Genomic DNA, 20,592 nt, shown 5'->3' on the forward strand with positions numbered 1-20,592 from the left:
TGATGGAAATCGGGACTCTTCGCGGCCTGGGCACAATTCTGGTATTCGTCGCCTTCATCGGCGTCGTGCTCTGGGCCTACAGCAGCAAACGCAAGAAAAGCTTCGACGAAGCCGCCAACCTGCCCTTCGCAGACGAGGAGACCGACGCCAAGAAGCGTGATGAAGAAGCTTCCAGGAGTAAGAAATAAATGACCTCGTTTTGGAGTTGGTACGTCACCCTGCTGAGCCTCGGCACCATTGCCGCGCTGGTCTGGCTGCTACTGGCAACACGCAAGGGACAACGCCCCGACAGCACTGAAGAAACCGTCGGCCATTCCTATGACGGCATCGAGGAATACGACAACCCGCTGCCACGCTGGTGGTTCATGCTGTTCGTCGGCACCGTGATCTTCGCCCTCGGTTACCTGGCACTGTATCCCGGCCTGGGCAACTGGAAAGGCATCCTGCCCGGCTACGAAGGTGGCTGGACCCAGGTCAAGGAATGGCAGCGCGAAATGGACAAGGCCGGCGAACAGTACGGACCTCTGTACGCCAAATACGCCGCCATGCCGGTAGAGGAAGTCGCCAAGGACCCGCAGGCCCTGAAGATGGGCGGTCGCCTGTTCGCCTCGAACTGCTCGGTCTGCCACGGCTCCGATGCCAAGGGCGCCTACGGTTTCCCGAACCTGACCGACAACGACTGGCTGTGGGGCGGCGAGCCGGAAACCATCAAGACCACCATCCTGCATGGCCGTCAGGCCACCATGCCGGCATGGAAGGACGCGATTGGCGAAGAAGGCATCCGCAACGTGGCCGGCTATGTTCGCAGCCTCTCCGGCCGCGATACCCCAGAGGGTATCAACGTCGACATTGAGCAGGGTCAAAAAATCTTCGCGAGCACTTGTGTAGCCTGTCATGGACCGGAAGCCAAGGGCACTGCAGCCATGGGCGCGCCGAACCTGACCGACAATGTCTGGCTGTATGGTTCGAGCTTCGCCCAGATCCAGCAGACCCTGCGCCACGGTCGCAATGGCCGCATGCCGGCCCAGGAAGCAATCCTTGGCAATGACAAGGTGCACTTGCTGGCAGCCTACGTCTACAGCCTGTCGCAGCAGCCGGAGCAGTGATCCACAGAGGCCAGGAGCGACGACCTGTCGCACCTGACCTCGACCCTCCGGGCGTACCATTCGCAGCTGGACAGAAAAATGATCCTGGTCGGCACGTATCGGCCAGGACACCCACCTTCAGCCGTGGTACGCACTTGATGACTGAGCAGATCCCCGTTCGTGATGTAACCCCCCCGTCCAAGGCCGAAGCGTCAGCCGACCTTTACGCTGCGCGTGAAAAGATCTACACCCGAGCCTTCAGCGGACTGTTCCGCAACCTGCGACGCGTCGGTGGCGCAGCGCTGTTTATCCTCTTCTTCGGGACCGTCTGGCTCAACTGGGATGGCCGCCAGGCTGTCTGGTGGGACTTGCCGGACCGCAAATTCCACGTGTTCGGGGCGACCTTCTGGCCCCAGGATTTCATGCTGTTGTCGTGGCTGCTGATCATCTGCGCCTTCGGCCTGTTCTTCATCACCGTATTCGCCGGGCGCGTCTGGTGCGGCTATACCTGCCCACAGAGCGTCTTCACCTGGGTCTTCATGTGGGCCGAAAAGGTTACCGAGGGTGACCGCAACCAGCGCATGAAGCTGGACAAGGCACCGATGAGTGCCAACAAGTTCCTTCGCAAGCTTGCCAAGCATGCGATCTGGATAGCCGTCGGCATCCTGGTGGCCATCACCTTCGTTGGCTACTTCACCCCGATCCGCCAGTTGGTTCCCGACCTGCTCACCCTCAACGTCAATGGCTGGGCGGCGTTCTGGATCGGCTTCTTTACACTGGCCACCTATGGCAGCGCCGGCTATCTGCGCGAGCAGGTATGCATCTACATGTGTCCTTATGCACGCTTCCAGAGCGTGATGTTCGACAAGGACACCCTGATCGTCTCCTACGATCCGCGCCGCGGCGAGAAGCGCGGCCCGCGCAAGAAGGACGCCGACTACAAGGCGATGGGCCTCGGCGACTGCATCGACTGCACCATGTGCGTGCAGGTCTGCCCCACCGGCATCGACATCCGCGATGGCCTGCAGATCGAGTGCATCGGTTGCGCAGCGTGCATCGATGCCTGCGACGCGATCATGGACAAGATGAACTATCCGCGCGGGCTGATCAGCTACACCACCGAGCACAACCTGTCCGGGCAGAAGACCCATCTGCTGCGGCCGCGCCTGATCGGTTATGCCATCGCGCTGTTGGCCATGATGAGCCTGTTCTCCTATGCGGTGTATGATCGCCCGCTGGTGAAACTGGACGTGCTCAAGGACCGGGTGCTCTACCGCGAGAACGAGCTGGGCAATATCGAAAACGTCTACACCCTCAAGGTCATGAACAAGGCTCAGCGCGAGCAGACGTTCGTGATCGAGGCCTCCGGCCTGGAAGGCCTGGTCTACGAAGGCCGTAGCGAGATCCGCGCCGAAGCGGGCGAGCTGGTCACCATCCCGGTCGAACTCTCCATCGCGCCCGAGAAGCTGCCGTCCAGCACCAATGTGATCGTCTTCCATGTCCGCTCGGCAGATGACGAATCGATCAACGACGATGCCGACAGCCGCTTCATCGGCCCAAGCATCCGCTAAGCAAGGTCATACATGCGCTCTGAAAACGAACAAACGCGTTGGTACACCCAGTTCTGGGCCTGGTTCATCATCGCCATCCTGCTGATTTCGGTCGTCCTCGGGCTGACGATGCTGACCATCGCGATTCGAAACGCCGACTCTCTCGTCGCCGACAACTACTACGATGCCGGCAAGGGCATCAACCAGTCCCTGGAACGAGAGAAGCTGGCGGAGCGCCTGCAGATGCGCGCCCGCCTCGTCCTCAACGACGAGCGCGGACTCGCCGAGATCCAGCTCAGCGGTGCGAGCCAGCCACAGCAACTGGTGCTCAACCTGCTGTCGCCCACGCAACCGGAACGCGATCGCCGCGTCATCCTGCAACCGCAGGGCGACGGCTTCTATCAGGGCCAGTTGCAGGAGGAGATCACCGGCCGGCGCTTCATCGAGCTGCTCGGTCGCGAGGGCGAACAGGACTGGCGCCTGTATGAGGAAAAAACCATCGAAGCCGGCCACGCACTCGAACTGACCCCTTGAGTCGCTGATGGCAAAGCCCCTCCCCTGCTACCACTGTGGTCTGCCGGTTCCCGCCGGCAGCCGTTTTCAGGCCTGCGTGCTGGGTGAGACGCGGGCCTTGTGCTGCCCAGGCTGCCAGGCGGTGGCCGAAGCCATCGTCAAGGGCGGACTGGAAAACTACTACCTGCACCGCAGCGACACCGCGATCAATCCGCAGGCCCTGCCCCAGGAGCTCGGCGAAGAGCTGGCGCTGTATGACCGCAAGGACGTGCAGCAGCCCTTCGTCCAGCATCAGGGTGAACTGGCAAGCACGTCACTGATGATCGAAGGCATCAGCTGCGCCGCCTGCGGCTGGCTGATCGAACGCCATCTGCGCAACCTGCAGGGCGTCGCCGAGGCCAGCCTCAACCTGTCCAATCACCGTCTCAACGTACGCTGGAGCGATGCCGAGCTACCGCTAAGCGAGCTGCTGGGCGAGCTGCGGCGGATCGGCTATGCCGCGCATCCCTACCAGGCCGACCAGGCCGCCGAGCGCCTGGCCAGCGAGAACCGTCGCTCGCTACGCCAACTGGGCGTCGCCGGCCTGCTGTGGATGCAGGTGATGATGGCCACCATGGCGACCTGGCCCGAGTTCAACCTGGACCTGTCGGAAAGCTTCTTCGTCACCCTGCGCTGGACCGCCCTGCTACTGACCACGCCCATTGTCTTCTACTGCTGTACCGATTTCTTCAAGGGTGCGTTACGGGATCTGCGTACCCGCCACCTGACCATGGACGTGTCGGTATCGCTGGCCATCGGCGGCGCCTATGTCGCCGGCATATGGTCGACCATCACCGGCCAGGGCGAGCTGTATTTCGATGCCGTGGGCATGTTCGCCCTCTTTCTGCTGGCCGGGCGATACCTGGAGCGCAGGGCACGCGAGCGCACAGCGGCCGCCACCGCGCAACTGGTCAACCTGCTGCCGGCCTCCTGCCTGAAGCTGGATGCCGACGGTCACAGTCACCGCATCCTGCTCAGCGAACTGCAGCTCGGCGACCAGGTGCTGGTGCAGCCCGGCGGATTGATCCCGGCTGACGGCGTGATTCTCAGCGGGCAATCCAGCGTCGACGAGTCGGTTCTAACGGGGGAATACCTGCCTCTTCCACGCGGTGCGGGCGATTCGGTTACCGCCGGCACCCTCAATGTCGAAGGCCCGCTGACCGTGGAGGTCCAGGCCCTGGGCGACGACACCCGGCTGTCCGCCATTGTCCGCCTGCTGGAACGCGCCCAGGCCGACAAACCCAAGCTCGCCGAACTGGCTGACCGCGTCGCCCAATGGTTTCTGCTGGTGGTGCTGGTGGTGGCCAGCATCGTCGGCCTGGTCTGGTGGCAGATTGACCCGCAACGCGCCTTCTGGATCGTCCTCGCGCTGCTGGTCGCAACCTGCCCCTGCGCCCTTTCGCTGGCGACCCCCACTGCACTGACGGCGGCCACCGGCACCCTGCATAAGCTCGGCCTGCTTTTGACCCGCGGACATGTCCTTGAAGGCCTCAACCAGATCGACACCGTTGTTTTCGACAAGACCGGGACCCTCACCGAAGGGCGCCTCACACTCAGCGCCGTGCACCCGCTCGGTGAGCTTGATGCCGATAGCTGTCTCGCGCTGGCCGCGGCGCTGGAAAACCGCTCCGAACACCCCATCGCGCGGGCCTTCGGCCGCGCACCGCAGGCCGCCGAATCGGTCGAGACGGTGCCGGGCCTGGGCCTGTGCGGCAGCGCGGCCGGCCGGAGCCTGCGCATTGGCCAGCCCGGCTTCGTCGCCGAAGGTTATGGCGGCTCAGCACCGTCCATCCCCGGCGAACAAGGGCAATGGCTGTTGCTCGGCGATGCCCGGGGACCGCTGGCCTGGCTGGTGCTCGATGATCGCCTTCGCGACGATGCCCCGGCCCTGCTCGATGCCTGCCGCCAGCGCGGTTGGCGGACTCTGCTGCTGTCCGGCGACAGTTCGCCGATGGTCGGGCAGATCGCCCGCGAGCTGGGCATCGATCGCGCCGAAGGCGGGATGACCCCCGCAGCCAAACTGGCCAGGCTGCAGGAACTGCAGGCGCAGGGGCATCGGGTACTGATGCTGGGCGACGGCATCAACGATGTCCCGGTGCTCGCGGCTGCCGACATCAGCGTCGCCATGGGGTCCGCCACCGACCTGGCCAAGACCAGCGCCGATGCCGTGCTGCTATCCAACCGCCTCGGCAGCCTGGCGCAGGCATTCGCCGTCGCCCGCCGCAGCCGCCGCATCATCATCGAAAACCTGACCTGGGCAAGCCTGTACAATGGCCTGGTCCTGCCCTTTGCCGCGATCGGGTGGGTGACACCGCTGTGGGCGGCGCTGGGCATGTCGGCCAGCTCCCTGCTGGTGGTGTTGAACGCGCTACGGCTCGCCAGGCAGCCTCGTCAAACGAGTTGACCGCCTCGCGGCCGCGACGATACGCGTGCAGCAGCCTTTCGCTTGAGTAGTCTCCGGAGGTTCCCATGGCCGCTCTGTATATCCTGATTCCCATCGCCGTGGTGCTCGTCGCCCTGGCGATCTGGGTGTTCTTCTGGGCGGTGGACAGTGGCCAGTACGACGACCTCGACGGCCCGGCCCACAGCATCCTCTTCGACGATGACGAGCCGCAACGACCGACCGACGACGATCCAGCGGTCACTGCCAACAGCCAGAAAGAGCAAAGCCAACGTGAGTGAACTGCTACCGCTGCTGCTTTCCGCACTGGTCCTGGGCCTGCTTGGCGGTGGCCATTGTCTTGGCATGTGCGGCGGGCTGATGGGCGCACTGACCATGGCCATCCCACCGGAACAACGAGCCAAGCGCCTGCGCCTACTGCTCGCCTACAACCTGGGACGGGTATTGAGCTATGCGACCGCCGGCCTGCTCATCGGCCTTGCCGGCTGGGCGGTGGCGAGCAGCCCTGCCGCAATGGTGCTGCGCGTGTTCGCTGCATTGCTGCTGATCAGCATGGGGCTCTATCTGGCGGGCTGGTGGAGCGGGCTGACGCGCGTCGAAGCGCTGGGCAAAGGGCTCTGGCGGCATATTCAGCCACTGGCCAGCCGGTTGCTGCCGGTAACCGGCGTGCCGCACGCCCTGCTGTTGGGCGCACTCTGGGGCTGGCTGCCGTGCGGGTTGGTCTACAGCACCCTGCTCTGGTCGGCGAGCCAGGGCGATGCGCTGGACAGCGCCCTGCTGATGCTGGCGTTCGGCATCGGCACCTGGCCGGTACTGCTCGCGACCGGCCTGGCCGCCGAGCGCTTGACCGCGCTGCTGCGCAAGCGCGGCGTGCGTGTCGCCGGCGGCGTGCTGGTCATGCTGTTCGGCATCTGGACCATGCCCGGCCCTCATCAGCAATGGCTGATGGGGCATGGAGCCGCGCCAGCCGAACACGTCCACGAAGGCTAAGCGGCACCGGGCATGCAAGAGCCCGAGCGTCAGGGCTCCTTGGGCAGCTGGCGCTTGTGCGCCGTCTTGTCGTAGGTCTCGATGATGATGCGCGCGGCCTCCTCCGATACCGGCCGGCCCTGCAGGAAGTCATCGATCTCGCGGTAGCTGACGCCATGCGCCGCCTCATCCGGCTTGCCCGGAAAGAGCTCCTCCAGATCCGCCGTCGGCACCTTGTGCACCAACTGCTCCGGAGCGCCTAGCACCGCCGCCAGCTCCCGAACCTGTCCCTTCACCAGTCCGGCCAGCGGCGTCAGATCGCAGGCACCATCGCCGAACTTGGTGAAAAAGCCCATCACGGCTTCGGCGGCATGGTCGGTGCCGATCACCAGCCCCCGGTGAGCATTGGCGATGGTGTACTGCGCCACCATGCGCATGCGCGCCTTGGTGTTGCCCAGCACGAAGTCGCGCATCTGCGCGCTCAGGCCTTCCAGGGCCTCGGTAGCCGCCGCCACGCTCTTTACCGCCGCACCGATGTTCACGGTATGGCATTCATCGGGCTGGATGGTTTCGATCGCCAGTTGCGCCTCGTGCTCGTCGTGCTGGACCTGATAGGGCAAGCGCACCGCGATGAAGCGGTAGTCATCTCCTTCCCCCGCATCGCGCATGCCCTGGACCGCGCGCTGCGCCAGCATGCCGGCGGTCGTCGAGTCGACACCGCCGCTGATACCCAGCACCAGCGTCTTCATGCCGGATTCGCGCAGGCAGTTCTGGATGAAGCGTATCCGGCGCTCGATCTCCGCCTGAACCGATTCCACCCTGTTGAAGGGCGCGCAGACCTTGAGGGCGGCCGCGATTTCCTGCTGGCGACTGTGCATGAATCTCTCCTTTGGCCCGGAGGCTCGGTTGAATCGAATAGAAACACTTGCATGGTCATCGGACCACGCTTGGGAGGAAATCTTCGTGCGTTGCCGCTCGTCCTCGCCCTGCCGATTAGGGTCGGGGCAAGTTTGATACAGGTCAAGTCTGTCGTAGAGCCCTCCACCTAGAATCCAGCCACCGCTGTCATGACCGGGAAAGCCACATGCTCGACTCCATTCGCTGGGATACCGACCTGATCCGTCGCTACGATCAGGCCGGCCCGCGCTATACGTCGTATCCGACAGCGGTCCAGTTCAACGACAAGATCGGCTCGTTCGATCTGCTGCACGCATTACGCAGCAGCCGCCAGGCGTCGCGACCGCTTTCCCTGTATGTCCACCTGCCGTTCTGCGCGAACGCCTGCTACTACTGCAACTGCCACAAGGTCATCACCAAGGACCGCGGCCGCGCGCTTCCCTATCTCGAGCGGCTGGAAAAGGAGATCGAGCTCATCGCCTGCCATCTCGGGCCCGACCAGATCGTCGAACAACTGCACTTCGGCGGCGGTACGCCGACCTTCCTCAGCCACGACGAACTGCGCCGCCTGATGGCGCATCTGCGCAAGCACTTCCACCTGCAGGATGACGACCATGGCGACTTCGGCATCGAGGTTGATCCTCGCGAGGCCGATTGGCCGACCATCGGGCTGTTGCGCGAACTGGGCTTCAACCGCATCAGCATCGGCGTGCAGGACCTCGATCCAGACGTCCAGCGCGCGGTCAACCGCATGCAGACGCTGGAACAGACCCGGGCCATCATCGAGGCCGCACGCACCCTGCAATACCGTTCGCTGAACATCGACCTGATCTACGGGTTGCCGCTGCAGACACCCGAGCGTTTCGCCAAAACCGTGGCCGCGATCATCGAACTGCAACCGGACCGTCTGTCGATCTTCAACTATGCCCACCAGCCGGAACGCTTTCCCACGCAGCGCCGCATCAATACCGCCGACCTGCCCGTGCCCGTCGACAAGCTGACCATGCTGCAGCAGAGCATCGAGCAGCTCACCGATGCCGGCTATCGCTACATCGGCATGGACCATTTCGCCTTGCCCGACGACGAGCTGGCCATGGCGCAGGAAGACGGCACCCTGCAACGCAACTTCCAGGGCTATACCACCCATGGCCATTGTGACTTGGTGGGCCTGGGGGTCTCGGCCATCACCCAGGTCGGCGACCTGTACTGCCAGAACAGTACCGACATCGCCGAATATCAGCGCTATCTGGATCAGGACCAGTTGCCGACCGCCCGAGGTCTGCGCTGCAACGAGGACGACCGCATTCGCCGCAGCGTCATCCAGGCGCTGCTCTGCGATTTCGAGCTGGGTTTCGCCGAGATCGAACGCAGCTACGGCATCGACTTCAAGGACTACTTCGGCGAAGCCTGGCCGATGCTGGAACAGATGGCCGCGGACGGGCTGGTCGAACTGACCGATACCCACCTGATCGTCCAACCGGCCGGACGCCTGCTCGTGCGTGCGGTCTGCATGCTGTTCGACCACTACCTGCCGGAACAGACCGGCTACAGCTACTCACGGGTCATCTAGGTTTCCCCGCCCTGCGACCCTCGGGCCGATTGGCTATGGATGACGAGCTGGGTTAACCTTGTGCGCTGTATCCAGGTTTCCAGGAAGCCCCCTATGTCCGAGTCGACCAAGGTCCGTTCGCAGCGGCAAGCTCACTGCAAGGATTGCAGCCTTTCCGGGCTCTGCCTGCCCCTGTCGCTGAACATGCAAGACATGGACGCCCTGGACGATATCGTCAAACGCGGCCGTCCCCTGAAGAAGGGTGAGACCCTGTTCCGCCAAGGCGATGCCTTCAGCTCGGTCTTCGCCGTGCGCTCCGGCGCCCTGCGGACCTTCAGCGTGACCGACGGCGGCGAGGAGCAGATCACCGGCTTCCACCTGCCCAGCGAACTGGTCGGCCTCTCCGGCATGGATACCGAGAGCTACCCGGTGACGGCCCAGGCACTGGAAACCACCTCGGTCTGCGAGATCCCCTTCGAGCGGCTCGACGAGCTGAGCGTGCTGCTGCCGCAACTGCGCCGCCAGCTGATGCGCATCATGAGCCGCGAGATTCGCGACGATCAGCAGATGATGCTGTTGCTGTCGAAGAAGACCGCCGACGAGCGCATCGCCACCTTCCTGATCAACCTGTCGGCGCGCTTCAGCGCACGCGGCTTCTCGGCCAACCAGTTCCGCCTGCCGATGTCGCGCAATGAAATCGGCAATTACCTGGGCCTGGCCGTCGAGACCGTCTCGCGCGTATTCACGCGCTTCCAGCAGAACGGCCTGCTCGAAGCCGAAGGCAAGGAAGTACGCATCCTGGATTCCATCGGACTGTGCGCCCTGGCTGGCGGTAACATGGACGTCTGAGTCAGCGCGTTTGGAGTAGCAGTTCGATGATCTTCGACGAATTCAGCATCAAGACCCTGATCCGCCCGGTTCCTGACTTTCCCAGCCCTGGCGTCGTCTTCCGCGATATCACTCCGCTGTTCCAGTCACCCAAGGCCTTGCGCATGGTCGCCGACACCTTCATCCAGCGCTACGTGGAAGCCGACTTCACCCACATCGGCGCGCTCGACGCGCGGGGTTTTCTGATTGGCTCGATCCTCGCCTACGAGCTGAACAAGCCGCTGGTGCTCTTTCGCAAGCAAGGCAAGCTGCCTGCGGACGTGCTATCGCAGTCCTATTGCACCGAATATGGCGAAGCCCACCTGGAGATCCATGCCGACAGCCTCTGCGAAGGCGATTCGGTCCTGTTGTTCGATGATCTGATCGCTACCGGCGGCACCCTGCTCGCCGCCGCGCAACTGGTCCGCCGCATGCGCGCCAGCATCCATGAGGCCGCCGCGATCATTGATCTGCCCGAACTGGGAGGCTCGCAGAAACTCCAGGATATCGGCATCCCGACCTTTACGCTGACGGCTTTCGCCCTGGGCGACCGCTGATAGCGCGAGGTCTCCAGGCGCTCCTGCCGACCCGACACCGGGAGCCCCGCCATGCTCGACACGCGTCTTCGCAGCCTGCTGATCATCCTGCTGGTGTTCGCCAGCCCGGCCTTCGCCCTGGACCGCGAGGCGCTGCTCGACGAGGCCAACCTCCTACTGCTGCCCCGCGCTCGCACGCTGCCCAGCATCGAACTGGTCGACCAGGACGGCCAGCCATTCAGCACCGCCTCGCTCCGAGGACGCTGGCACATCCTGTTCTTCGGCTTCACCGCCTGTCCCGATATCTGCCCGACCACCCTGAGCGACATGCGCCGCCTGTTCGCCCGCCTACCGGCAGACGATCGCCAGCAGCTGCAACTGGTGCTGATCAGCGCCGATCCGGCGCGCGATACGCCACAACGGCTGAAAACCTATCTGGATTACTACCGTGCCGGATTCAGCGGCCTGACCGGTGAAATGGCGCAACTGCAGCGGCTTTCCAAGGCGCTGGGATTGCCCTTCGTTCCCGCCAGCGAGACCCAGGGCGACTACAGCGTCAGTCATAGCGGCAATCTGGCGCTGGTTGCACCTGACGGCACATTGCGCGGGCACATCCGCGCACCGCTGAAGCTGGAAGGATTGCAACAGGCTCTGCCACGGATCATCGAGAGCGAACGCTGAACAGCAGGCCTGCGGCCTGCATCGCCGTGAGGGCGCGCCCACAGGGTCCGGGGTGCTCAGGCTGCTTTTGCGGCCCAGCCTCGGGGCGATGCTTTAGCGCTTCAAGCGGCAGGCCTGCGGTCCGCATCGCCGCGAGGGCGCGCCCACAGGGCCCGAGGTGCATGGGCCGCTTTGGTGGGAGGCCCGACCTCGGGGCGATGCTCTCGAGGACGGGCAGTGATCGAGCAGCCGCTCAATGGCAATCCAGGGTATCGGCCAGCACATAAGCCTGGAACGCCACTTCATCGATCCACTGCTGCGTCAGCTCACCCAGTCGCCCCTCCTCGCGCCAGCGCTCGATCAGCGCATCGACTTTCACTTGCAGGGCCGCATCGTCGGTGCTGATCCGCAGCACCTGCTCCACCTCCGGCAACGCCGGCAACAGCCGCTTGTAACGTCGCCACTCAGGCAACGTAGCCAAGTCGGCAAGCAGGGCCTGATCATCGACGACCGCCTGGCACTCACCCAGCTTGAGGCCGATCAACGCATGCGCAGCACTCGGATACTCCCGCGGCAGCGCGGCGAAACGCTCGGCCACCAGCCGCGCATAGGGGCTGCCGGCAGCGACGCAGAATGGCTGGCTACGCAGATCGGACCAGGAGCCGGGGCCGCCCTCGGTCGCGGTCAATGCAGCAGGAACGGCGCGGTAGTAGAGCGCGCCGGTTTCTCTCGCACCCAGCTGCAGCTCGGCCTCGTCGACCGCCGTGACGAACGCCGCCCGCTGCCCCAATGCTTCGGCCAACGCCTCCACCAGCGCCGGCTCGAAACTCTCCGTCGCGCTGCTCGACAACACCCGATAGCCGCCGGGCAATGCCGCGCGCAGCGGCTCGGCGAGCGCCGGCAGCGGTCCCAGCAGGGCAATCAGCAAGAGACCGGAACGCAGCGACACAGGCACGATTCCGACCTCAGACGTACTGATAGCGCAACATCCGTTGCTTGAATTTCTCCAGCACCACCTGATCGATCAGGGTGGCGAGAATGGCGATGACCAGGATGTTCATCATCACGCCGACCATGTCGGCGATCTCGCCCGAATACGCCAGCGAACGCCCGAGGCCCTGGCCGAAACCGATCAGCATCTCCGCCGAGATCAGGGCACGCCAGGCGTTACCGAAGGCCAGCTGGGCGCCGGTGATCAGCTCCGGCATCACCGCCGGCAGATAGACCCGTCGCAGCAGTTGCCAGCGCGAGGCGCCCATGACCCGTGCGGCGGAAACATGCACCGGCTGCACGCTCTCAGTGGCGTTCATCACCGAAAGCGCCATCGGGAAGAAGGCCGCCAGCGCCACCACCACGATGATCGGCAGGTTGCCGAAACCCATGACGATGAGGAACAACGGTACCCAGGCGATCGAGGGAATCGACTGCAGGATGACGATGGCCGAGCGCAGGATCTCGCGGAAGAAGAACAGCACCCCGCCGACCAGGCCGAAGCCGGTGCCGAACAACAGGGCGAAACCGTAGCCGCTGCCCAGGCGGCTCATGCTGCCGTACAACCCCTCGCGAAACTCCGGCTGCTGGATGGTTGTGACGAGCCGCTCGAAGACCGTCGGGATGCCCGGCATGAGGAATGCCGGGAGGCTCCAGGCGGCGGCTTGCCAGATCAGCAGAATGAACAGGATCGCCAGGACGACAGCGAGGTATTTCCTGGGCCCGGTAAGACGACGTGCCTGGCTCATGCGTGCGCGATCTCCGTCTTGATGCCCAGCAGGCTGAGGATTTCCTTGCGCTCGGCAGCGAACTCGGACAAGTCGTGGCTCTTCTCGCAATGGGTGAAGTTGAAGGTCTTCAGCACCCGCGTCGGCCGGGGGCTGAAGACCAGCACATGGTCGGCCAGGTAAAGCGCTTCGTCGACATCATGGGTGACCAGCAGCACGGTCGGCTGGTGTTCCTCGATCAGTTCGCGCAACACATCCTGCAGCGCCATGCGGGTCAACGCATCGAGCGCGCCGAAGGGTTCGTCCAGCAGCAACACCTCGGGCTTGGCGATGAACGCCCGAGCCAGGGCTGTGCGCTGGCGCATGCCGCCGGATACCTGGTGCGGGTAATAGTGCTCGAAGCCGCTGAGGCCGACGCGCTCGAGCCAGCCCTGGGCCTGTGCGAACGCAGCCGTCTTGTCCACACCCTGCAGTTCCAGGGCCAGGGCGACATTGGCCTGAAGACTGAGCCAGGGGTACAGGGCATGTTCCTGGAACACCAGGGTACGACTTGGGTTCGGCTCGCGAATCGGCTTGCCGTCGGCCAGCACACGACCGGCGGTGGGCTTCTCCAGCCCCGCCACCAGGTGCAGCAGGGTCGACTTGCCACAGCCGGACGGACCGACCAATGCAACCAGCTCCCCCTGGGAGAACTCGCCACTGAACCCCTTGATGACCTCGAGCTGCCCGAAGCGCTTGTCTACTTCTTCAAACCTGAGCTGCATATGAATCCAAAAAAACGAAGGTGCCCGGCAATGCGGGCGACACGGAAACAGCCCGACGGAAGCCGGGCTGTACGGTACACGGCGAAACCGGAGCGATCAGAGTTCGCGGCTTTCCTGCCAGGACAGATCGAGAATCGCCCGGGTGTCGAACGGCTTGCCGTCACGGGTCTTCAACGATCCCTGCTCCTGCAGGATGTCCGCCAGCTCCTGAATGCGCGCCAGATCCTCTTCGCCCAGCTTGGAACTGAAGGTCTGGGTGGCGATCGCCTCCTCGATGACCACCTCGCGAGCCAGCTCGCCGCGCTTGAGGGTCTTGAGGGTCGGCTCGGCGATGAAATAGCCGGCGATCAGCTTGGCCGCCTCGGCCGGCTGGTTCTCGAGCATGTCGATGGCTTCACGCTGGGCATCCAGCGAACTCCATACGGCCTCCTTGCGCTTGGCCAGGGTATCGCCGGAGGTGATCACCACCATGCAGGGGAACGGCCAGACTTCGCCGATCTCGTAGACCTGGCGAACCGGCGCCACCAGCTGCGCGATGCGGTCATAGGGCTCGAACAGGAAGGCCGCGTCGACCCGGCCGGATACCAGCGACTGTACGGCCACCGCAGGGCTGACGCCCATGATGTTCACGTCGCTCGGCTTGAGGCCTGCGTTCTTCAGCGTCACGCCGCGCAGCACCGCGTCGGCGGTACTGCCCTCACGCTGCGACGCCAGGCTGTGATCCTTGAGGTCGGCAACGTTCTGGATCTGGGTATCCTCACGCACCAGGATCGAGTGATAGCCCTGTTGCGCACCGCCCACCACTTTCAGGTCAGCGCCCTTGGAGGCCCAGGCCACCGCATTGGTGAATCCCAGTACGCCGGTGTCCAGCTGGCCACCAACGATGGCCTTGATCAAATCGGTGCCCGAGCTGAACTCGATCAGTTCGACATCCAGGCCGTGCTTCTTGTAGAACCCGGCCTCGTGGGCGACCATCGCCTGCGCGTCGTCCATCACCCGGATGTAGCCAACCTTGAGCTTTTCCTCGGCCTGGGCGAATGCGCTCAGGAGCAGAAGAGCCGGAACCAGCCAATGCTTTGCTTTCATTTCAACCTCGATTCGGGCAGCCATGTCATATAACCAAATCGAAGCCTCTTATTCGATTTGGCTATCTAACTTTCATGGCTTAGAACTTTACCCGAATCATGGGCAGAACGGCACTACCCAAGTGCTATATCCATACTGCTCGGGGTTATAGCGCTCGGTCGTTCCAATATCGGACTATGCAGATGCTCACAGACTGATCGGCTTGCGCCCAGCCAGGGCATGGGCCAGCGTGCCGCCATCGACCAGCTCCAGCTCGCCGCCCAGCGGCACGCCATGAGCGATACGGCTGATGGTCAGCCCCTTGGGAACGAGCAGCTGGGCGATGTAATGCGCGGTCGCTTCGCCTTCGACGGTGGGATTGGTGGCCAGGATCACCTCGCTGAAGGCTCCTCCCGCGACCCGTGCGAGCAGTTCCGGAATGCCGATGGCCTCCGGCCCCAGGCCGTCCAGCGGCGACAGGTGCCCCTTGAGCACGAAGTAGCGGCCGCGAAAACCGGTCTGCTCGACGGCGAAGACGTCCATCGGACTCTGCACCACGCACAGCAGCGAGTCGTCCCGCCGCGGATCGGCGCATTGCGGACACAGCTCATCCTCACTCAGCGTCCGGCACTGGCGGCAATAGCCAACCCCCTCCATCGCCCGCGTCAGCGCCTGCGCCAGGCGCAGGCCACCGCTACGGTCGCGTTCGAGCAGCTGCAAGGCCATGCGCTGCGCAGTCTTCTGCCCGACACCGGGAAGAATGCGCAGCGCATCGATGAGTTGGCGAATCAGGGGGCTGAAGCTCATGGAAATCTCGGAGCTGGAAGCTGGAAGCTGCTTTCTTAGAACGGCATCTTGAATCCGGGCGGCAGTTGCATCCCGGCGGTCATGCCGGCCATCTTTTCCTGGCTGTTCTGCTCGATCTTGCGCACGGCGTCGTTGACCGCCGCGGCGATCAGGTCTTCGAGGATTTCCTTGTCTTCCTGCATCAGGCTGTCGTCGAGGCTGACGCGCTTGACGTCATGACGGCCGTTCATCACCACGCTGACCAGGCCGGCACCGGATTGGCCGGTGACTTCGGCGTTCGCCAGCTCTTCCTGCATCTTCTGCATCTTTTCCTGCATCTGCTGCGCCTGCTTCATCAGGCCGGCCATGCCACCTTTCATCATGGGTAATACCTCGAATTCGTTCAGGGTTCGGAGTGTTCTACGGGTTCGATGGTGCCTTCGCGGATGACCGCGGCGAACTGCTGCATCAGCTGCTGGACGAGCGGGTCCGCCTGGATCGAGCGCTCCGCGGCGCGCTGACGCTCGGCGCGGCGGCGCTGGGCGGCTTGCGCCGGGGTTTCCTGCTCGGGCTTGCGCAGCTCGATGTCCAGCTTCAGCGTACGTCCATGGTACTGGTTGAGCGCTTCGTTCAGGCGCCGTTGCTGGGTGGCGTTGAACAAGGCGCTCTGCGCCGGATCGAGGTGCATCAGCCAGCGATCGCCCTCGACGGAAATCAGCGTGCAGTTGGCCGCGATGCTGCCGGTAAGACCGGACAGGCCGAGCTTGAGATAGAGCTCCAGCCACTCGGCCGCCAGGCCGGTGGCCGGCTCGACCGCGGGCAGCGGTTCGACGGCCTGCGACTCGGCCTGCGCCTGTACCAGCTCGTCGAGATAGGCCTCGGCCTGGTTCTCGACTTCGAAATAATCCTCGTCGGTCAGCGGCGGCTCGTCATCGTCCGGCTCCTCCACCTGCACCACCGCCGCCACATGCTCGGCCTCGAGTGGCGGCGCTTCCGGGATAACGGCGGCGGCTTCCACGGCCACCGGCGGCACATTCGGCGGCTCGTCCCAGGGTACATCGATGACCGGAGGCGCTTGCACTTCGGGCGCCGGCGCAGCGGCGGTATCGGCTACGGGCAGCAGCACCTCGGGCGCAGGCGGCGCGGCGGTGCTGTCATCGACAACGGCAGGCGACGCCGGCATGGCTGCGGGCAGCGGGGCCACGGTGGTCGGCGCGCTGGATGGAACAGGACGCGACACGTCAGTCGGGACCGTGCCGGCCACCGCTGCAGGTCCGGAATCAGCTGTGGCCGGGCTGATTCCCAGGTTCTTTAGTGGCGTTCGCGGTGCGTCGCCGGTGTCCGCCGGACGGAATGCCAGCATGCGCAGCAGCACCATCTCGAAGCCGCTGCGCGGGTCGGGCGCCAGCGGCAGGTCGCGGCGGCCGATCAGCCCCATCTGGTAGTAGAACTGCACGTCTTCGGCCGGCAGCGCCTGCGCCAGGGCCAGCACCCGGTCGCGATCGCCCTGGCCGTTGTCCACCGCCTCCGGCAATGCCTGGGCGATCGCCACGCGGTGCAATACGTTGAGCATCTCGGCCAGCACGCCGGCCCAGTCCGGCCCCTGCTCGGCCAGGTGGCGAACCGCCTCGAGCATCGCCCTGGCGTCGCCTTCGAGCAGGGCCTGCAGGACGCCGTAGACCTGGCCATGGTCGAGGGTGCCGAGCATGGCCCGCACATCCGCCGCCAGCACCCGCCCCTCGCCAAAGGCGATCGCCTGGTCGGTGAGGCTCATGGCGTCGCGCATCGAACCGTCGGCCGCACGCCCGAGCAGCCAGAGCGCGTCTTCCTCGAAGGGAACGTTCTCGACGCCCAGCACATGAGTCAGGTGCTCGACCACCCGCTCCGGCGGCATGTTCTTCAGGGAGAACTGCAGGCAGCGCGAGAGGATGGTGACCGGGAGCTTCTGCGGGTCAGTGGTCGCCAGCAGGAACTTGACGTGCGGCGGCGGCTCTTCGAGGGTCTTGAGCAGCGCATTGAACGAGTGCGACGAGAGCATGTGCACTTCGTCGATCAGGTAGACCTTGTAGCGTCCGCGGCTCGGTGCGTACTGCACGTTGTCCAGCAGTTCGCGGGTGTCCTCGACCTTGGTGCGGCTCGCGGCGTCGACCTCGATCAGATCGACGAAACGCCCCTCGTCGATCTCCCGGCAGACCGAGCATTCGCCGCAGGGCGTCGAGCTGATGCCCATCTCGCAGTTCAGGCACTTGGCGATGATCCGCGCGATGGTGGTCTTGCCCACCCCACGGGTTCCGGTGAACAGATAGGCATGATGCAGGCGCTGGTTGTCCAGCGCATTGATCAGGGCCTTGAGCACATGCGTCTGGCCGACCATTTCGCGGAACGAGCGCGGACGCCATTTACGGGCAAGGACCTGATAACTCATAACACCATCGCGGGATAAAGCAGAAGACGGGTAATGCTAGCGGAGCAGACCGCAAATTGCATCCGACCAGCGCTCGTTCGGGCGTGCCCGTCTACGACAAGCGAGCACCGAGCGCCCGCACCACCTGTCCGAGCGCAGCATCGACACCCTCGATGCGTACCTGCAGCCCGTCTATTTCCCGACGCGGCGGGTAGTGCTTGCGCAACAGGTCGAACCCGGCGCGGCGTTGCGCCTCGTCGCCGCACAGGCTGCGGCGAAAATCCGCATCGTCGCGGCGCGGATCGTATACCGCCCGGCACAAGGTCGCCAGCATGTCGGCCGGCTGCACCGTGGAAGCGAAGGTCATGCCCACCAGTGGAGCGCCCGGCATCAGCTGCACGAGTTCGACTTCGGGCTCCAGCCCCCGCGCCGCACAAAAGGCCGCGTAGACCTGCGCCGTGCCCCGCAGCTTGCCGTCCAGGCTATAGCCGGCAATGTGCGGCGTGGCGATCCGGCACAACCCGGCGAGTTCGACGTCGACCTGTGGCTCGCCTTCCCAGACGTCCAGCACCGCCTCCAGGTCCGGGCGCTGCAGCAGCAGTTCCAGCAGGGCCGCATTGTCGACCACCGCACCGCGGCTGGCGTTGATCAGCCAGGCGCCCGGTCGCAGCCGCGCCAGCCGTGCCCGGTCGAGCAAATGGAAGGTCGGATGCTCGCCCTGCATGCTCAGCGGCGTGTGCAGGCTGATCACATCGCATTCGGCGAGCACCTCGTCCAGCGAGACGAAGCCACCGGCCTCGTGTGCCTGGCGCGGCGGATCGCAGACCCGCACATCCCAGCCCAGCCCGCGCAGCACTTCCACCAGGCGCCCGCCCACCTCGCCAGCACCGACGATGCCAAAGCGCCGGGTGTCGAGCGCTTCGCCGCGTATTTCGGCCAGCGCGAGCAGACTGCCCAGCACGTAGTCGACCACGCCCCGCGCATTGCAGCCGGGCGCACTGGCCCAGGCGATGCCGGCCTCCTGGAAATAGTCGAGGTCCAGATGATCGGTACCGATGGTGCAGGTACCGACGAAGCGTACCGGCGTGCCCTCCAGCAACTCGCGGTCGACCCGGGTCACCGAACGCACCAGCAGCACATCGGCCTGCTCCAGTGCCGCGCGGTTGATGCTGCGGCCGGCCATGCGGCGGATCTCGCCGAGGCCCGCGAAGAAGGCTTCGACCAATGGAATGTTTTCGTCGGCAAGAATGCGCATGAGGGCTCCGTTGCAATCGCCCCCATTCTAGCCCGGCAGGCTCTGCTTTGCCGCCTTCCTGGCTGCGTTCATGAACGGTAGACTAGCGCGCTCGTTGTATACAACCGGACTATCTGCAATGCCCACTGAGCTCAGACTCAGACGGGTACGCCTCGAACTGCGCACCCTCTTCGCCCTCGCCCTGCCCATGATGATCGCTCAACTGGCCAGCACCGCCATGGGCTTCGTCGATACCGTCATGGCCGGGCGGGTCAGCCCGCAGGACCTGGCGGCCGTGGCCCTGGGCAACTCCATCTGGGTGCCGGTATACCTGCTGGTGAGCGGCATCATGCTGGCCACCACGCCCAACGTCGCCCAGCACTTCGGCGCCGGGCAGCAGCAACAGATCGGCCCGCTGGTCCGCCAGGCGCTGTGGATGGGCGCGAGCATCGGTACGCTCAGTGCGCTGCTGATGTGGAATGCCGAACCGATCCTGCACCGCATGCACGTGGCTCCCGCCCTGATCGAGCCGACCATCGCCTACCTGCGCGCCGTCGCCTGCGGCTTCCCGGCCGTGGCGCTGTATCAGGTCCTGCGCTGTTTCAGCGACGGCCTGGGCCATCCCCGGCCGAGCATGGTCATCGGCATTCTCGGGCTGCTGCTGAACATTCCGCTCAACTACATCTTCATCTACGGCAAGCTTGGCGTACCGGCGATGGGCGGGGTCGGCTGCGGCGTCTCCACGGCCCTGGTGATGCTGTTCATGCTGCTGGCGATGAGCTTCTGGGTGAAACGCGCCGCCTACTACCAGGCGAGCCAGTTGTTCGCCCATTTCGAATGGCCACGCTGGCCGATGCTCCGCCACCTGCTTGCGGTCGGCGTGCCCATCGGCGTCGCGGTGTTCGCCGAAGCCAGCATCTTTTCCGTGATCGCCCTGCTGATAGGCGGTCTCGGCGCGACCGTGGTCGCCGGCCACCAGATCGCGCTGAACTTCACTTCGCTGATCTTCATGATTCCGCTGTCGCTGGGCATGGCGGTGACCGTGCGCGTCGGCCAGGCACTGGGCCGTAGCGCGCCGCGGGACGCACGTTTCGTGGCCGGCGTGGGTATCGCCACCGCGTTGGTTTATGCATGCTTCTCCGCCAGCCTCATGCTGCTGTTCAGCGAGCAGATCGCGCGAATCTACACGCCCGACCCGGCCGTCATCGCCGTAGCCGCCGGGCTGTTCTTCTATGCGGCGTTGTTCCAGTTCTCCGACGTGGTGCAGGTCACTGCCGCCGGGGCCTTGCGCGGCTACCAGGACACCCGCATGACGATGATCTACACCCTGTTCGCCTACTGGGGCATCGGCCTGCCAGTGGGCTACCTGCTGGGACTGACGGACCACCTCGGCGCCGCCAGTGGCCCAAGCGGCCTCTGGCAAGGATTGATCGCCGGCTTGAGTTGCGCGGCGCTGCTACTCAGCGTGCGCCTGGCCCGTAGCGCGCGCCGAGAAATCCGCCGGCATGTCGCGCTGCGCAGGACAATGGCTTGAAAGCATCAGCGGCAAGTGGCG

The 20,592-nt window shown here is 64.7% G+C and carries 21 protein-coding genes; 12 read left to right on the forward strand and 9 right to left on the reverse strand.

Annotated features, from left to right (window positions below):
* Positions 1-2 precede the first annotated feature (2 nt).
* The 7 genes from CXK94_RS09845 (at position 3) to CXK94_RS09875 (ending at position 6,578) form a co-directional block, all read left to right on the forward strand.
* Positions 3-188, forward strand: coding sequence for a CcoQ/FixQ family Cbb3-type cytochrome c oxidase assembly chaperone (locus CXK94_RS09845; protein WP_037037610.1), 186 nt, complete (start codon positions 3-5; stop codon positions 186-188).
* On the forward strand, positions 189-1,106 hold the full coding sequence (ccoP, locus tag CXK94_RS09850; protein WP_102894199.1) for a cytochrome-c oxidase, cbb3-type subunit III: 918 nt from the start codon (positions 189-191) through the stop codon (positions 1,104-1,106). It abuts the gene before it with no gap.
* 137 nt (positions 1,107-1,243) lie between these two features.
* Positions 1,244-2,656, forward strand: coding sequence for a cytochrome c oxidase accessory protein CcoG (ccoG, locus tag CXK94_RS09855; RefSeq protein WP_102894200.1), 1,413 nt, complete (start codon positions 1,244-1,246; stop codon positions 2,654-2,656).
* A gap of 12 nt (positions 2,657-2,668) precedes the next feature.
* On the forward strand, positions 2,669-3,169 hold the full coding sequence (locus CXK94_RS09860; protein WP_102894201.1) for a FixH family protein: 501 nt from the start codon (positions 2,669-2,671) through the stop codon (positions 3,167-3,169).
* A 7-nt stretch (positions 3,170-3,176) separates the two neighbouring features.
* Positions 3,177-5,591, forward strand: a complete 2,415-nt coding sequence (locus CXK94_RS09865; RefSeq protein ID WP_102894202.1) for a heavy metal translocating P-type ATPase — start codon at positions 3,177-3,179, stop codon at positions 5,589-5,591.
* A 65-nt stretch (positions 5,592-5,656) separates the two neighbouring features.
* Entirely contained in the window at positions 5,657-5,869 is a 213-nt protein-coding gene (gene ccoS, locus CXK94_RS09870; protein WP_102894203.1) for a cbb3-type cytochrome oxidase assembly protein CcoS, read from the forward strand.
* Positions 5,862-6,578 (forward strand): sulfite exporter TauE/SafE family protein, encoded by a 717-nt coding sequence (locus CXK94_RS09875; protein ID WP_102894204.1) that lies wholly within the window; start codon positions 5,862-5,864, stop codon positions 6,576-6,578. The genes ccoS and CXK94_RS09875 overlap by 8 nt, the downstream gene beginning before the upstream one ends.
* Positions 6,579-6,607: 29 nt before the next feature.
* On the opposite strand, the gene nadE is transcribed toward CXK94_RS09875, so the two are convergent.
* Entirely contained in the window at positions 6,608-7,435 is an 828-nt protein-coding gene (nadE, locus tag CXK94_RS09880; RefSeq protein WP_102894205.1) for an ammonia-dependent NAD(+) synthetase, read from the reverse strand.
* 206 nt (positions 7,436-7,641) lie between these two features.
* Between nadE and hemN the strand changes: the two genes are divergently transcribed.
* The 4 genes from hemN (at position 7,642) to CXK94_RS09900 (ending at position 11,087) form a co-directional block, all read left to right on the forward strand.
* Positions 7,642-9,024: an oxygen-independent coproporphyrinogen III oxidase gene (gene hemN, locus CXK94_RS09885; RefSeq protein WP_102894206.1), complete on the forward strand. Its 1,383-nt coding sequence runs from the start codon at positions 7,642-7,644 to the stop codon at positions 9,022-9,024.
* Positions 9,025-9,117: 93 nt separating this feature from the next.
* The gene (fnr, locus tag CXK94_RS09890) at positions 9,118-9,852 is read left to right on the forward strand and encodes a fumarate/nitrate reduction transcriptional regulator Fnr (RefSeq protein ID WP_037037529.1); all 735 of its coding nucleotides are present in this window, start codon (positions 9,118-9,120) and stop codon (positions 9,850-9,852) included.
* A 26-nt stretch (positions 9,853-9,878) separates the two neighbouring features.
* Entirely contained in the window at positions 9,879-10,427 is a 549-nt protein-coding gene (locus tag CXK94_RS09895) for an adenine phosphoribosyltransferase (RefSeq protein WP_102894207.1), read from the forward strand.
* Positions 10,428-10,478: 51 nt separating this feature from the next.
* Positions 10,479-11,087 carry an SCO family protein gene (locus CXK94_RS09900; protein ID WP_102894208.1) on the forward strand — a complete coding sequence of 203 codons (609 nt, stop codon included), beginning with the start codon at positions 10,479-10,481 and terminating at the stop codon, positions 11,085-11,087.
* A 232-nt stretch (positions 11,088-11,319) separates the two neighbouring features.
* Here CXK94_RS09900 and CXK94_RS09905 read toward each other — a convergent pair whose 3' ends face one another.
* The 8 genes from CXK94_RS09905 to pdxB all read right to left on the reverse strand — a co-directional run bounded on the left by CXK94_RS09905 (position 11,320) and on the right by pdxB (position 19,058).
* Entirely contained in the window at positions 11,320-12,015 is a 696-nt protein-coding gene (locus CXK94_RS09905; RefSeq protein WP_102894209.1) for a transporter substrate-binding domain-containing protein, read from the reverse strand.
* A gap of 16 nt (positions 12,016-12,031) precedes the next feature.
* Positions 12,032-12,805 (reverse strand): ABC transporter permease, encoded by a 774-nt coding sequence (locus CXK94_RS09910; protein WP_102894210.1) that lies wholly within the window; start codon positions 12,803-12,805, stop codon positions 12,032-12,034.
* Complete coding sequence (locus CXK94_RS09915) at positions 12,802-13,548, reverse strand: ABC transporter ATP-binding protein (protein WP_037037536.1); 747 nt, start codon at positions 13,546-13,548, stop codon at positions 12,802-12,804. Before CXK94_RS09915 ends, CXK94_RS09910 begins: the two co-directional genes overlap by 4 nt.
* A 96-nt stretch (positions 13,549-13,644) precedes the next feature.
* A complete protein-coding gene (locus tag CXK94_RS09920) occupies positions 13,645-14,634 on the reverse strand; it encodes an ABC transporter substrate-binding protein (RefSeq protein ID WP_102894211.1) in 990 nt (329 codons plus the stop codon).
* A gap of 186 nt (positions 14,635-14,820) precedes the next feature.
* Positions 14,821-15,420, reverse strand: a complete 600-nt coding sequence (gene recR / locus CXK94_RS09925; protein ID WP_102894212.1) for a recombination mediator RecR — start codon at positions 15,418-15,420, stop codon at positions 14,821-14,823.
* Positions 15,421-15,455: 35 nt separating this feature from the next.
* Positions 15,456-15,782: a YbaB/EbfC family nucleoid-associated protein gene (locus tag CXK94_RS09930; RefSeq protein WP_008567825.1), complete on the reverse strand. Its 327-nt coding sequence runs from the start codon at positions 15,780-15,782 to the stop codon at positions 15,456-15,458.
* A 20-nt stretch (positions 15,783-15,802) separates the two neighbouring features.
* Positions 15,803-17,824: a DNA polymerase III subunit gamma/tau gene (gene dnaX / locus CXK94_RS09935; RefSeq protein ID WP_102894213.1), complete on the reverse strand. Its 2,022-nt coding sequence runs from the start codon at positions 17,822-17,824 to the stop codon at positions 15,803-15,805.
* Between the two features lie 91 nt (positions 17,825-17,915).
* A complete protein-coding gene (pdxB, locus tag CXK94_RS09940; protein ID WP_102894214.1) occupies positions 17,916-19,058 on the reverse strand; it encodes a 4-phosphoerythronate dehydrogenase PdxB in 1,143 nt (380 codons plus the stop codon).
* A gap of 118 nt (positions 19,059-19,176) precedes the next feature.
* Between pdxB and CXK94_RS09945 the strand changes: the two genes are divergently transcribed.
* Positions 19,177-20,571 (forward strand): MATE family efflux transporter, encoded by a 1,395-nt coding sequence (locus CXK94_RS09945; protein ID WP_102894215.1) that lies wholly within the window; start codon positions 19,177-19,179, stop codon positions 20,569-20,571.
* The last annotated feature ends 21 nt before the right edge of the window (positions 20,572-20,592 follow it).

Source organism: Stutzerimonas stutzeri (assembly GCF_002890915.1).
Taxonomy (GTDB): domain Bacteria; phylum Pseudomonadota; class Gammaproteobacteria; order Pseudomonadales; family Pseudomonadaceae; genus Stutzerimonas; species Stutzerimonas stutzeri_AF.

What these genes read in the sequence shown, in the direction of transcription:
- nadE (WP_102894205.1), bottom strand. Translation starts at nt 7,435, where the DNA reads ATGCACAGTCGCCAGCAGGAAATCGCGGCCGCCCTCAAGGTCTGCGCG.
- CXK94_RS09920 (WP_102894211.1), bottom strand. Translation starts at nt 14,634, where the DNA reads ATGAAAGCAAAGCATTGGCTGGTTCCGGCTCTTCTGCTCCTGAGCGCA.
- CXK94_RS09910 (WP_102894210.1), bottom strand. Translation starts at nt 12,805, where the DNA reads ATGAGCCAGGCACGTCGTCTTACCGGGCCCAGGAAATACCTCGCTGTC.
- CXK94_RS09865 (WP_102894202.1), top strand. Translation starts at nt 3,177, where the DNA reads ATGGCAAAGCCCCTCCCCTGCTACCACTGTGGTCTGCCGGTTCCCGCC.
- CXK94_RS09945 (WP_102894215.1), top strand. Translation starts at nt 19,177, where the DNA reads ATGCCCACTGAGCTCAGACTCAGACGGGTACGCCTCGAACTGCGCACC.
- pdxB (WP_102894214.1), bottom strand. Translation starts at nt 19,058, where the DNA reads ATGCGCATTCTTGCCGACGAAAACATTCCATTGGTCGAAGCCTTCTTC.
- CXK94_RS09845 (WP_037037610.1), top strand. Translation starts at nt 3, where the DNA reads ATGGAAATCGGGACTCTTCGCGGCCTGGGCACAATTCTGGTATTCGTC.
- ccoS (WP_102894203.1), top strand. Translation starts at nt 5,657, where the DNA reads ATGGCCGCTCTGTATATCCTGATTCCCATCGCCGTGGTGCTCGTCGCC.
- CXK94_RS09915 (WP_037037536.1), bottom strand. Translation starts at nt 13,548, where the DNA reads ATGCAGCTCAGGTTTGAAGAAGTAGACAAGCGCTTCGGGCAGCTCGAG.
- dnaX (WP_102894213.1), bottom strand. Translation starts at nt 17,824, where the DNA reads ATGAGTTATCAGGTCCTTGCCCGTAAATGGCGTCCGCGCTCGTTCCGC.
- ccoG (WP_102894200.1), top strand. Translation starts at nt 1,244, where the DNA reads ATGACTGAGCAGATCCCCGTTCGTGATGTAACCCCCCCGTCCAAGGCC.
- recR (WP_102894212.1), bottom strand. Translation starts at nt 15,420, where the DNA reads ATGAGCTTCAGCCCCCTGATTCGCCAACTCATCGATGCGCTGCGCATT.
- CXK94_RS09930 (WP_008567825.1), bottom strand. Translation starts at nt 15,782, where the DNA reads ATGATGAAAGGTGGCATGGCCGGCCTGATGAAGCAGGCGCAGCAGATG.
- CXK94_RS09860 (WP_102894201.1), top strand. Translation starts at nt 2,669, where the DNA reads ATGCGCTCTGAAAACGAACAAACGCGTTGGTACACCCAGTTCTGGGCC.
- CXK94_RS09900 (WP_102894208.1), top strand. Translation starts at nt 10,479, where the DNA reads ATGCTCGACACGCGTCTTCGCAGCCTGCTGATCATCCTGCTGGTGTTC.
- CXK94_RS09895 (WP_102894207.1), top strand. Translation starts at nt 9,879, where the DNA reads ATGATCTTCGACGAATTCAGCATCAAGACCCTGATCCGCCCGGTTCCT.
- hemN (WP_102894206.1), top strand. Translation starts at nt 7,642, where the DNA reads ATGCTCGACTCCATTCGCTGGGATACCGACCTGATCCGTCGCTACGAT.
- fnr (WP_037037529.1), top strand. Translation starts at nt 9,118, where the DNA reads ATGTCCGAGTCGACCAAGGTCCGTTCGCAGCGGCAAGCTCACTGCAAG.
- ccoP (WP_102894199.1), top strand. Translation starts at nt 189, where the DNA reads ATGACCTCGTTTTGGAGTTGGTACGTCACCCTGCTGAGCCTCGGCACC.